Raw genomic sequence first — 10,671 nt, forward strand, 5'->3', positions numbered from 1 at the left:
TTCCCCGCCAGCGCGGGCATTGGCGGATGGGCGTTGCCGCCCACCCGAAAGTCCTAGAACTGGTCCTCGAATTTCTTGGCCAGATCTTCGATGTTGTCTGGTGGCCAATCCTCGACGTCCATGCCGAGGTGCAGGCCCATGCCGGACAGCACTTCCTTGATTTCGTTCAGCGACTTGCGGCCGAAGTTCGGGGTGCGCAGCATCTCGGCTTCGGTTTTCTGGATCAGGTCGCCGATATAGACGATGTTGTCGTTCTTCAGGCAGTTCGCCGAGCGGACGGACAGTTCCAGCTCGTCCACCTTCTTCAGCAGCAGCGGGTTGAATTCCAGACCGTCGTCGTCGGAACCGGCGGTGGCCGATTCAGGTTCGTCGAAGTTGACGAAGATCGACAGCTGGTCCTGCAGGATGCGGGCGGCATAGGCCACAGCATCGTCAGGGGTCAGCGAGCCGTCGGTTTCCACCTTCATCGTCAGCTTGTCATAATCCAGAACCTGACCTTCGCGGGTCGGCTGGACGTCATAGCTGACCTTCTTAACCGGCGAATAGATCGCATCGATCGCGATCATGCCGATGGGGGCATCTTCCGGCTTGTTCTTGTCGGCCGAAACGTAGCCCTTACCGGTGTTCACGGTCAGTTCCATGTAAAGATCGGCACCATCGTCAAGGTGGCAGATCACGTGATCCTTGTTGAGGATCTCGATCCCGGCGGTTTCCGAGATGTCGGCAGCCGTCACAACGCCCGGCCCTTTGGCCTGAACGGTCAGACGCTTGGGGCCGTCGACCTCCATCCGGATCGCGACACCCTTGAGGTTGAGAACGATGTCGGTCACGTCTTCGCGCACGCCCGAGACGGACGAGAATTCATGCAGGACGTTGTCGATCTGCACGGCGGTGATCGCGGCACCCTGCAGCGAGGACATCAGGATACGGCGCAGCGCATTGCCCAGCGTCAGACCGAAGCCACGCTCGAGCGGTTCGGCAACCACGGTCGCCTGACGTGCCGGATCGTTGCCCGGCTTGACGTCCAGTTGAGTTGGCTTGATCAACTCAGCCCAGTTCTTATGGATCATATGTCCCTCCATACTTGTCGGCCTTCATGATCTAAAAAGGCAGACGCCCGAGGTTGAAATGACGGATTGGGGCCGTGCAAAACGCACAGCCCCAAGGCGTTGGAAATGCTGTTAGACGCGGCGGCGCTTTGGCGGACGGCAGCCGTTGTGGGCCATGGGCGTCACGTCGCGGATCGAAGTGATGTTGAACCCGACGGCGGCCAGCGCGCGCAATGCGCTTTCACGACCGGACCCGGGGCCCTGCACTTCGACTTCGAGTGTCTTCACACCGTGATCCTGTGCCTTGCGGCCAGCATCCTCGGCGGCCATCTGGGCTGCATATGGTGTCGACTTGCGCGACCCCTTGAAGCCCATCGTGCCAGCGGACGACCAGGCGATCGCATTGCCCTGCACGTCCGAGATCAGGATCTTTGTGTTGTTGAACGAAGAATTCACATGCGCAACGCCGGCGGCGATGTTCTTGGAGACCTTCTTCTTGGTGCGTTTGGTATCACGTGCCATTGATCAGCCCCCCTTATTTCTTCTTGCCGGCAATGGCCTTTGCGGGGCCCTTGCGTGTGCGTGCGTTGGTCGAGGTGCGCTGACCGCGAACCGGCAGGTTGCGGCGGTGACGCAGGCCACGGTAGCAGCCAAGGTCCATCAGGCGCTTGATGTTCATCTGCGTCTCGCGGCGCAGGTCGCCTTCGACGGTCAGGTTGGCGTCGATGTATTCGCGGATCGACAGCACTTCTGCGTCCGACAGTTCATTGACTCGACGTGCGCGGTCGATGTTGACAGCTGCACAGATTTCTTCGGCTTTGGCGTTGCCAATACCGGTGATGTAGGTGAGGGCGATGGGAACCCGCTTTGCAGTCGGGATGTTGACGCCGGCGATACGTGCCACGTTTGCAATTCCTTTTCGTTGCGGGTCCGTGATCCCAGACCCTTTTTTCACAACCGAAGCCCGGAGCGGTCGGCACCGGGCTTTGATAACGCGAGGTGGTCATTGGTGATGGGGCGCGACCCCATGCCAACGTTTGATTCCCTTTCGGGATGGCGCTGTTTAGGGGCGGACGGCAGGGCCGTCAACCCGTCCGGACAAGTGCCCTTGATTTTATGCAGCACAGAAGGGCCAGCTTATGCCAACACCCGCGCAATGCTCGCAGCGACCTCATCCATGCTGGCCAGACCATCCACCGTTTTCAGGTCGCCCTTGGCGTAGTAATAGCCGATCAGCGGGCTGGTCTGTTTGTAATAGGCCATCAGGCGGATCTTGAGGCTTTCCTCGTTGTCGTCGGCACGGACGGGCTCGCCTGCGGCGGCGGCCTCGCGGGCGCGGCCGACGATCCGTTCCACCAGAACCTCGTCATTCACTTGCAACTCGATCGCGGCATCAAGGGTCTGGCCCAGCTCGTCCATCAAGGCGGCCAGCGCGTCGGCCTGCGCCAATGTGCGGGGAAAGCCGTCGAAGATATAGCCGCCGCCGCTTTGTCCGCTTTCCAGTTGCTCGCGGATCAGGCCGATGACGATCTCGTCTGTCACCAGATCGCCGCGGTCCATGACCTCGGCCACCTTCTTGCCCATCTCGGTGCCGCTGGTGCGCGCCGCGCGCAGCATGTCACCGGTGCTCAGCTGAACCATGTTGCGCTCGTCAACAAGCCGCTTCGCCTGTGTCCCCTTCCCCGCCCCCGGGGGTCCAAGCAGAATGATATTCATCGCCGTGCAGGCCCTCTTTTCTTGCTGGCGCTACGCTTGCCACGCAACTGAGACTTCTCAATCAGGCCTTCGTATTGATGTGCCACCAGATGTGACTGGATTTGCTGGATCGTGTCCATCCCCACCGACACGATGATCAGGATCGAGGTGCCGCCGAAATAGAAGGGAATGGCAAGCTCGGCGCGGATCACCTCGGGCAGAAGCGCCACAAGCGCCAGATAGCCCGAGCCAAGCACCAGAATACGGGTCACCACATAATCGAGATATTCTTCGGTCTTCTTGCCGGGGCGGATGCCCGGAATGAACCCGTTCTGGTTCTTGAGGTTCTCGGCCACATCCTCGGTCTTGAAGGCGACTTCACGGGTGTAGAAGTAGGTGAAGAAGATGATCATGCCGCCGAAGAAGATCAGATAGAGCGGCTGGCCAGGCCCGAAGAGCGCGAGGATCGTCGACATCAGCGGACCGGATGAGCCGCCACTGAAGGTGCCGATCGTCGTCGGCAGCAAAAGCAGGGCCGAAGCGAAAATCGCGGGGATCACGCCGGCGGGGTTCACCTTGATCGGCAGGTGGCTGGATGATCCGTCATAGATCTTCATGCCGCGCTGCTGACGCGGATACTGGATGTGGATCTTGCGCAGGGACCGTTCCATGAAGACCACGAAGGTCAGAACGACCGCCAGCATCACGATGATCCCGATGATCACCGCCGGGCTGATCGCGCCCGAACGACCCTGGCTCAGGAACTGCGCCATTGCGGCGGGGATCTCGGCGATGATGCCGACGAAGATGATCAGCGAGATGCCGTTGCCGATGCCGCGGGCTGTGATCTGTTCGCCCAGCCACATCAGGAACATGGTGCCGCCGACGATGGTGATCACGGTGGAGGCCTGAAAGAAGAGGCCCGGGTTGGCCGCAAGTCCACCCGCCTCGAGGCTGACGGCAAGGCCGTAAGCCTGCGCAGTGGCCAGCACGACCGTGCCGTAGCGGGTATACTGGTTCAGCTTGCGCCGCCCCTGTTCACCCTCTTTTTTCAACTGCTTGAGCGGTTCCCACATCGACCCCAGAAGCTGCATCACGATCGAGGCCGAGATATAGGGCATGATCCCCAGCGTGAAGATCGCCATCCGGCTCAGCGCACCACCGGTGAACATCGACAGGATGCCGCCGATGCCCGCCTGGGCGTCATCCATGAACTGCTGCAGGGCAATCGCGTCGATCCCGGGCACCGGAATGAAGGTGCCAAGGCGGTAGACGATCAGCAATCCAAGGGTGAAAAAGATGCGCTGGCGCAGTTCCGTTGCTTTGCCAAGGGCGGACCAACTGACGTTGGCGGCCATCTGCTCTGCTGCTGAAGCCATTTGGGTCTCTTTTCATCAGAACGCCGCTGAACCGTTCCCCGGTCAGCGGCGTATGGGAAATCTGCGAGTTATGTAAGCGACGGATACGCCGCTCACAAGGTATTACTCGGCCGCTGCTGGTGTTGTGACGGTCAGAGAGCCGCCGGCCTTTGCAACAGCCTCGACCGCGCCTTTGGACGCGCCGGTGACGGTGATGTTGGCCTTTGCGGTGAAATCACCCTTGGCCAGCACGCGGATACCGTCTTTCTTGCGGCGCACCAGACCGGATGCGATCAGGGCGTCCTCGGTGATGTCTGCTTTCACGTCGATCTTGCCTTCGTCGATGAACTTCTGGATCAGGCCGAGGTTCACGACGGCGAAAGCCTTGCGGTTGGGCTTGTTGAAGCCGCGCTTGGGCAGACGCTGGTAAAGCGGCATCTGGCCGCCTTCGTAGCCTTTGATCGCCACGCCCGAACGGGATTTCTGACCCTTGATACCACGGCCACCGGTCTTGCCCTTGCCGGAACCCGGACCACGGCCAACGCGCTTCTTGCCTTTGGTCGCGCCTTCGTTGTCGTGCAATTCATGCAGTTTCATGTCGCTTCTCCTTATGCCGGAATTGGCCCCCAGCGACGGGAGCGGCCAAACACGGCGTTACATCTGAGTCGGGGCGGAGTGCTGGCCGACCACGGGCGTATAGACGGATGACGGCGGGGGATCAAGTGGTGCGCAACGCGCGGTGGGATGATTGCCCCCGCTGCAGGGGGTGCGGATTGCGGGGTGAACGGGGCGCGCGATGGAAGGGGTAAGGATTGGGGGGGCGATCGCCGCGAAAGGCGGGTGCCCGGCCCTTTGCTTCAGCGTGAAGCTACCTTTGCGACAGGACGTCAAGCTGGGTTTTCAGATGGGCCAGACTGCCCGGGCGGTATGCCTTGTCGGCCTTCCATCGGGCAAACACGCTGGGGTGAAGTTCATCCACGGTATCCGGCCCCTTCCGGTCCATCCCGAAATTCCGCATCAACTTTGTGACCAGACCGGGCGCCGACAATGAATTGTGGATCGGGCCGCGAAAGTTCTCGGCTTTCCGTATGGCGGCCAGATCCTTTTCCTGTAACGCCAGTCCAGCCTGTTGTGCACCTTCGGCTATCCACCCGAGCGCGATGCTGGACAGGTCGACGATGTCGCCTCCGCCGCCCACAGACCCGTGGTCACCGACAAAATACAACTCTTGATAGGGCAAGCTATCATCGCCTTGCTCGGCGTTGAGGTCCCTTACATTGTCCCATCGTGTCGGTTCGAAGGATCGCCTTCGTTCGTCCAGCGCCACAGCATGGCGTGCGGCCTTGACCATCGACGACAGGCTTGCATCGTGGAAGTCGTATTTCTTCCCGTTCAGAAGCGGTGCGACGGACAAGTATCTGGGAACGCCAAGTGCCCCGACTGAATCCCAAACGCCCAGATAGCTGATCCTGAGCAAGGTCGGTGCGGCTTTCCCTTGCGTCTCACGCCAGCTGACCTCTTTCTCGCTTGTGGCAATGAAGGGCGAGGTCTCAAGGCGAAACGCATGACTTTCGTCCGAACTTGGATGGGTCTTCTTGCCCCGTGTCTTGTCTTGATATCGCGCGATGGCCCGCGGCAAGAGATGCAGGGAATCCCTTGGTATGATGCCCGTCGCGCGAATGAACCCGGTCAAGGACCGCGCGGTAAATGCGCCGCGCGAGAAGCCGAAAATGAAGATTTCGTCACCCGGCTCATACATGAAAGTCAGCTTGATATAGGCGTCGATCAGGTTCCGGTAGAGCCCGAGACCGAACATGCCGCCAAGCCATCTTTCTGCAAAACTGCTGACCCTGCCAACACCCTGTGCCGTTCCAACCCCCTGAACGTAGATGGGAATCTGATGAACGCCCGTCGCGTTTGTCGGCCTGAGAAGCTGACCAAGCCGCACGACATTCGTGGGGGTCGTGCTGTCGACACGGTTCCACGTTCCATCACAAAGGATAACGATTTTCTTCAATTCTTCAGGCTCCGGAATGGCGCCGATTGGAACAAATAAGAAACATTTGTCAACCATAAATGGAAGAGCGCCGCGCGGTTTCCCACACGGCGTTACGTTGTTCCTTCACGTGGGATTGCGCCGCATGGCACCCGGGACACGCTGGCGGGGTGGCTTCTGGCGCGACGCGGCTTTTCAGGCGCTTGCGTTCCAGAGTGGCAGATCAGGCAAAACCGGGACTGTAGGGGCGATCAGCCTCTGCCGTTGCCCTTGCCGTTCCCGTTCCCGTTCCCATTTTCGTTGCCGTTCCCGTTTCCGTTTCCGTTCCCGTTCCCGTTCCCGTTTCCGTTCCCGTTGCCGTTTCCGTTTCCGTTTCCGTTGCTATTGCCGCTGCTATCGCCGCTACCAGCACTTCCGCCGCTGTCACCACTGCCAGCACTTCCGCCGCTGTCTCCACTGCCGCCGCTGCCGGCACTTCCGCCGGTGCCTCCACTGGCACCACCGCTGCCGCCGCTGCCGCTGCCACTGCCGCCGCCGCTGCCACCACTCGCACCATTGCTGCAGCCTTCGGTGATCGGTGGCTCGACGATGTATGTGGTGTCGACCAGAACATCGACAAGCTCGTTCACGCCTCGCAACATGGTCTGCGAAACGGCGATGCCGGTGACGACGGTCATGGCCGCAAGGACCATCCTGTCGACCGCGATTGCGCCACGCTGATCCCGCTGGAACCTGCGCATGACCGCAATCAGGGCAGGGGTTGCGCCGACATGAAAACGGCGTGACAGGCAGAGCTTACTCTTGAACATATCCAAAACTCGTTAGGACAACTTGACTGAACGCGGATATCGGGGGTGCACCCTGCAAATCACGCCGCGCCCCCCAACGTGTGGCAATGTGTGCGGAATGGGGCATATCTTGGGAATGTTCATGTTAATTCAAATTGAACAGGGGGACGGGGCCCAAGATCACCGCACCGGCCAGCCCCGCGACGTCCCGACCCTGCCACGACAAAACGCCCCGCGGTTTCCCTGCGGGGCGTTTCACGTTGATCAGCCGTTCAGGGTTGCCCCTGCCCGCGTTATTCTTTCTCTTCGATGATCGCGACGAGATGCGGGATGCTGTTGACCATGCCGCGGACGCTGGGGGTGTCTTCCAGCTCGCGGGTGCGGTGCATCTTGTTCAGGCCCAGACCGACCAGCGTTGCACGCTGCTTGGCGGGGCGGCGGATCGGCGAGCCGATCTGCTTGACGACGATTGTTTTAGCCATCTGTCAAATCTCCTTACGCGTCTGCTGCTTCGGCAGCGGCTTCGGCGGCGGGCGCCTCGTCACGCTTGGGCAGGATGTCCGCGACTTTCTTGCCACGACGCTGGGCCACGTTGCGCGGGCTTTGCGAGCGGGTCAGACCGTCCATCGTGGCGCGGATCATGTTGTAGGGGTTCTGCGAGCCGATGGACTTGGACACGACGTCCTGCACGCCCAGCATCTCGAATACGGCGCGCATCGGACCACCGGCGATGATCCCGGTACCGACAGGGGCCGTGCGCATGACGACCTTGCCGGCGCCGTGGCGGCCTTCCATGTCGTGGTGCAGGGTGCGGCCGTCGCGCAGCGGCACGCGGATCATCTGGCGCTTGGCCTGTTCGGTCGCCTTGCGGATCGCCTCGGGCACTTCTTTCGCCTTGCCCTTGCCGAAACCGACGCGGCCTTTCTGGTCACCGACAACGACGAGCGCTGCGAAACCGAAGTTCTTGCCGCCTTTTGTTGTCTTGGATACCCGGTTGATCGCGACCAGACGGTCGGCGAACTCGGGCGCTTGCTCTTCACGGGGGCGGCGGGGGCCGCGGTTCTCACGTTCTGCCATCGAGGGGCATCCTTTTGTCGGTGGGCCATGGCCCGTTGTCCAATCCAGGTGACCCTATGGTCCCGGATCATCGAGGGTGGGTTTCACCCACCCTACAGTTCTCGGTAGCGTGGGTAGAACCCACCACCACCTTTAGATCTTCAGACCACCTTCACGGGCCGCATCGGCGAGCGCCTTGATCTTGCCGTGAAAGAGGAAACCGCCACGGTCGAAGTATGCCACCTCGACACCGGCCTTTTTGGCGCGCTCTGCGATTGCAGCGCCCACCTTGGCCGCGGCTTCCACGTTGTTCTTGCCAACCACACCCAGATCCTTTTCGAGCGACGAGGCGCTGGCGATGGTCACGCCCTTCACATCGTCGATCAGCTGGACGCTGATGTTCTTGTTCGAACGGTGGACGGACAGACGTGCACGGCCTGCGTTGGCCGTGACGCTGCGAAGTTTGTTCCGGACGCGCATACGGCGCTTCAGAAACAGTTGTCTCTTGCTGTTTGCCATGTTCGCGTTCCTTACTTCTTCTTGCCTTCTTTGCGGAAGATATACTCGCCCTTGTACTTGATGCCCTTGCCCTTGTAGGGCTCGGGGGCACGCCAAGCGCGAATGTTCGCCGCAACCTGTCCGACCTGCTGCTCGTCGATGCCTTCGACGACAATCTCGGTCTGCTTGGGCGAGGTGACGGTGATGCCGGCTGGCACTTCGAAGTCGACGTCGTGGGAATAGCCCAGCGCCAGCTTCAGCGTGTTGCCCTGCATCTGTGCGCGGTAACCCACACCCGACAGCTCCAGCTCTTTCTTGAAGCCTTCCGAGACGCCGGTGGCGAGGTTCGCAACCATCGTGCGGCTCATGCCCCACTGCTGACGCGCGCGCTTGGATTTGCCGCGCGGTTCGACAGTGACGACATTGCCGTCGACGGTGATGGTCACATCGTCGGTGGCCTTGAAGCTGCGGGTCCCCTTGGGGCCTTTCACCTCGATGGTCTGGCCTGACACGCTGGCAGTGACGCCTGCGGGCAGTTCGACCGGTTTTTTACCAATACGAGACATGATTTCCCCTTAGAATACAGTGCAGAGCACTTCACCGCCGATATTGGCGATCCGTGCATTTGCATCCGACATCACACCCTTGGAGGTGGAGACAATCGACACACCCAGACCGTTGCGCACGGACGGAAGGTCATTGGCAGCCATGTAGACGCGACGGCCGGGCTTGGAGACCCGCTTGACTTCGCGAATGACAGGGGTGCCCTCGTAGTATTTCAGGCTGATCTCGAAGGTCGGGTGACCTTTGTCATCGACCGACTTTTCGTAGCCGCGGATGTAACCCTCGTCCGAGAGAACATCCAGAACCCAGCCGCGCAGTTTCGAGGCAGGTGTGGACACCATGCTCTTGCCGCGCATCTGGCCGTTGCGGATACGTGTCAGCATATCACCGATAGGATCGTTCATATCAACTTCTCCTTACCAGCTCGACTTGACCAGACCGGGGATCTCGCCATTGGAACCAAGGTTCCGCAGCGCGATCCGGCTGATCTTGAGTTTACGGTAGTAGGCGTGTGGACGCCCGGTCAGCTGGCAGCGGTTGTGCATGCGGGTCGCGGACGAATTCCGTGGCAGTTTGGCCAGTTCAAGGGTCGCCTTGAACCGTTCTTCCACGGGGATGCTCTTGTCGTTGATCACGGCCTTCAAGGCGGCACGCTTTGCGGCATACTGCTTGACCAGCTTTTCACGCTTCACTTCGCGTGCGATCATGGATTTCTTAGCCATATCTAGTCTCTCCCTGGCGCTTAGCTGTTGAACGGCATGTTGAAAGCTTTCAACAGTGCCTTTGCTTCAGCGTCAGTTTTCGCTGTTGTGCAGATGACGATGTCCAGACCCCAGTTCTCATCGATCTTGTCGAAGTTGATCTCGGGAAACACGAGATGCTCTTTGATGCCGGTGGCATAGTTGCCGCGGCCATCGAAAGACTTGCCCGATACGCCGCGGAAGTCGCGGATACGGGGCATCGCAACCGTGATCAGACGGTCGAGGAATTCGTACATGCGGTCGCCGCGCAGCGTGACCTTGGCACCCAGAGGCATGCCTTCACGCACGCGGAAGCCGGCGATCGACTTCTTGGCGCGGGTGATCATGGCCTTCTGGCCGGCGATGGTCGACAGGTCTTCCTGTGCGGTCTTCGCCTTCTTGCTGTCACGCACGGCTTCAGCACCGCAGCCGATGTTGAGAACGATCTTCTCGAGCCGTGGGATCTGCATGTCGTTCTTGTAGCCGAACTCTTCCTTCAGGGCCGCGCGAATGGTCTTCGCATACTGGGCCTTCAGGCGGGGGGTGTAGTTTGCAGCGTCAAGCATCAGATCACATCCCCTGTCGTCTTGGCGAAACGGACCTTCTTGTCACCTTCCATGCGGAAGCCGACGCGGGTCGCTTTGCCGTTCTTGTCGACCATTGCCAGGTTCGACAGGTCGATCGGCATCGCCTTTGGCGTCCGGCCACCTATGGTCGCCTGTGTTTGCTTCTGGTGACGGATGGCGATGTTGATGCCATCGACGACCGCCTTGCCCGACTTGGGATCGACGGAAGAGATCGTGCCCTTCTTGCCCTTGTCCTTGCCGGCGAGGACGATCACGTCGTCACCCTTTCGGAGTTTCGCAGCCATATTACAGCACCTCCGGAGCGAGCGAGATGATTTTCATGAAGTTCTTTGCGCGCAGC

At 60.4% G+C, this 10,671-nt stretch carries 16 protein-coding genes; all 16 read right to left on the reverse strand.

The genetic code is table 11. From position 1 onward, the window contains the following. Nucleotides 1-53: 53 nt before the first annotated feature. Nucleotides 54-1,070 (reverse strand): DNA-directed RNA polymerase subunit alpha, encoded by a 1,017-nt coding sequence (locus V7N12_RS01340; protein WP_333712115.1) that lies wholly within the window; start codon nt 1,068-1,070, stop codon nt 54-56. A gap of 111 nt (nt 1,071-1,181) precedes the next feature. Continuing rightward, a complete protein-coding gene (gene rpsK, locus V7N12_RS01345; protein WP_301046291.1) occupies nt 1,182-1,571 on the reverse strand; it encodes a 30S ribosomal protein S11 in 390 nt (129 codons plus the stop codon). A 13-nt stretch (nt 1,572-1,584) separates the two neighbouring features. Next, nucleotides 1,585-1,953: a 30S ribosomal protein S13 gene (rpsM, locus tag V7N12_RS01350; RefSeq protein ID WP_333712119.1), complete on the reverse strand. Its 369-nt coding sequence runs from the start codon at nt 1,951-1,953 to the stop codon at nt 1,585-1,587. A 233-nt stretch (nt 1,954-2,186) separates the two neighbouring features. Then, nucleotides 2,187-2,765, reverse strand: a complete 579-nt coding sequence (locus V7N12_RS01355; protein WP_333712121.1) for an adenylate kinase — start codon at nt 2,763-2,765, stop codon at nt 2,187-2,189. Then, nucleotides 2,762-4,123, reverse strand: coding sequence for a preprotein translocase subunit SecY (gene secY, locus V7N12_RS01360; protein ID WP_333712123.1), 1,362 nt, complete (start codon nt 4,121-4,123; stop codon nt 2,762-2,764). The genes V7N12_RS01355 and secY overlap by 4 nt, the downstream gene beginning before the upstream one ends. Before the next feature lie 102 nt (nt 4,124-4,225). Next, the gene (gene rplO, locus V7N12_RS01365) at nt 4,226-4,699 is read right to left on the reverse strand and encodes a 50S ribosomal protein L15 (RefSeq protein ID WP_333712124.1); all 474 of its coding nucleotides are present in this window, start codon (nt 4,697-4,699) and stop codon (nt 4,226-4,228) included. Between the two features lie 271 nt (nt 4,700-4,970). Next, on the reverse strand, nt 4,971-6,176 hold the full coding sequence (locus V7N12_RS01370) for a DUF2235 domain-containing protein (RefSeq protein ID WP_333712125.1): 1,206 nt from the start codon (nt 6,174-6,176) through the stop codon (nt 4,971-4,973). A 173-nt stretch (nt 6,177-6,349) separates the two neighbouring features. Beyond that, a complete protein-coding gene (locus V7N12_RS01375) occupies nt 6,350-6,907 on the reverse strand; it encodes a hypothetical protein (protein WP_333712126.1) in 558 nt (185 codons plus the stop codon). Between the two features lie 272 nt (nt 6,908-7,179). Continuing rightward, nucleotides 7,180-7,368 (reverse strand): 50S ribosomal protein L30, encoded by a 189-nt coding sequence (rpmD, locus tag V7N12_RS01380; protein ID WP_333712127.1) that lies wholly within the window; start codon nt 7,366-7,368, stop codon nt 7,180-7,182. 13 nt (nt 7,369-7,381) lie between these two features. Further along, the gene (rpsE, locus tag V7N12_RS01385; protein WP_333712128.1) at nt 7,382-7,963 is read right to left on the reverse strand and encodes a 30S ribosomal protein S5; all 582 of its coding nucleotides are present in this window, start codon (nt 7,961-7,963) and stop codon (nt 7,382-7,384) included. A gap of 132 nt (nt 7,964-8,095) precedes the next feature. Then, the gene (rplR, locus tag V7N12_RS01390) at nt 8,096-8,461 is read right to left on the reverse strand and encodes a 50S ribosomal protein L18 (RefSeq protein ID WP_333712129.1); all 366 of its coding nucleotides are present in this window, start codon (nt 8,459-8,461) and stop codon (nt 8,096-8,098) included. 11 nt (nt 8,462-8,472) lie between these two features. After that, a complete protein-coding gene (gene rplF / locus V7N12_RS01395; protein ID WP_333712130.1) occupies nt 8,473-9,006 on the reverse strand; it encodes a 50S ribosomal protein L6 in 534 nt (177 codons plus the stop codon). A gap of 9 nt (nt 9,007-9,015) precedes the next feature. Then, nucleotides 9,016-9,408, reverse strand: coding sequence for a 30S ribosomal protein S8 (gene rpsH / locus V7N12_RS01400; protein WP_333712131.1), 393 nt, complete (start codon nt 9,406-9,408; stop codon nt 9,016-9,018). A 12-nt stretch (nt 9,409-9,420) separates the two neighbouring features. Next, nucleotides 9,421-9,726, reverse strand: coding sequence for a 30S ribosomal protein S14 (gene rpsN, locus V7N12_RS01405; RefSeq protein ID WP_333712132.1), 306 nt, complete (start codon nt 9,724-9,726; stop codon nt 9,421-9,423). Between the two features lie 20 nt (nt 9,727-9,746). After that, a complete protein-coding gene (gene rplE / locus V7N12_RS01410; RefSeq protein ID WP_333712133.1) occupies nt 9,747-10,310 on the reverse strand; it encodes a 50S ribosomal protein L5 in 564 nt (187 codons plus the stop codon). Next, nucleotides 10,310-10,615: a 50S ribosomal protein L24 gene (gene rplX / locus V7N12_RS01415; protein WP_333712134.1), complete on the reverse strand. Its 306-nt coding sequence runs from the start codon at nt 10,613-10,615 to the stop codon at nt 10,310-10,312. The genes rplE and rplX overlap by 1 nt, the downstream gene beginning before the upstream one ends. Nucleotides 10,616-10,671: the final 56 nt, after the last annotated feature.

The sequence above is a fragment of the Yoonia sp. genome (assembly GCF_036770585.1).
Taxonomy (GTDB): Bacteria; Pseudomonadota; Alphaproteobacteria; order Rhodobacterales; family Rhodobacteraceae; genus Yoonia.

Coding starts and splice junctions, on each gene's coding strand:
- V7N12_RS01340 (WP_333712115.1), bottom strand. CDS start 1,070: ATGATCCATAAGAACTGGGCTGAGTTGATCAAGCCAACTCAACTGGAC.
- rpsK (WP_301046291.1), bottom strand. CDS start 1,571: ATGGCACGTGATACCAAACGCACCAAGAAGAAGGTCTCCAAGAACATC.
- V7N12_RS01355 (WP_333712121.1), bottom strand. CDS start 2,765: ATGAATATCATTCTGCTTGGACCCCCGGGGGCGGGGAAGGGGACACAG.
- secY (WP_333712123.1), bottom strand. CDS start 4,123: ATGGCTTCAGCAGCAGAGCAGATGGCCGCCAACGTCAGTTGGTCCGCC.
- rplO (WP_333712124.1), bottom strand. CDS start 4,699: ATGAAACTGCATGAATTGCACGACAACGAAGGCGCGACCAAAGGCAAG.
- V7N12_RS01370 (WP_333712125.1), bottom strand. CDS start 6,176: ATGGTTGACAAATGTTTCTTATTTGTTCCAATCGGCGCCATTCCGGAG.
- V7N12_RS01375 (WP_333712126.1), bottom strand. CDS start 6,907: ATGTTCAAGAGTAAGCTCTGCCTGTCACGCCGTTTTCATGTCGGCGCA.
- rpmD (WP_333712127.1), bottom strand. CDS start 7,368: ATGGCTAAAACAATCGTCGTCAAGCAGATCGGCTCGCCGATCCGCCGC.
- rpsE (WP_333712128.1), bottom strand. CDS start 7,963: ATGGCAGAACGTGAGAACCGCGGCCCCCGCCGCCCCCGTGAAGAGCAA.
- rplR (WP_333712129.1), bottom strand. CDS start 8,461: ATGGCAAACAGCAAGAGACAACTGTTTCTGAAGCGCCGTATGCGCGTC.
- rplF (WP_333712130.1), bottom strand. CDS start 9,006: ATGTCTCGTATTGGTAAAAAACCGGTCGAACTGCCCGCAGGCGTCACT.
- rpsH (WP_333712131.1), bottom strand. CDS start 9,408: ATGAACGATCCTATCGGTGATATGCTGACACGTATCCGCAACGGCCAG.
- rpsN (WP_333712132.1), bottom strand. CDS start 9,726: ATGGCTAAGAAATCCATGATCGCACGCGAAGTGAAGCGTGAAAAGCTG.
- rplE (WP_333712133.1), bottom strand. CDS start 10,310: ATGCTTGACGCTGCAAACTACACCCCCCGCCTGAAGGCCCAGTATGCG.
- rplX (WP_333712134.1), bottom strand. CDS start 10,615: ATGGCTGCGAAACTCCGAAAGGGTGACGACGTGATCGTCCTCGCCGGC.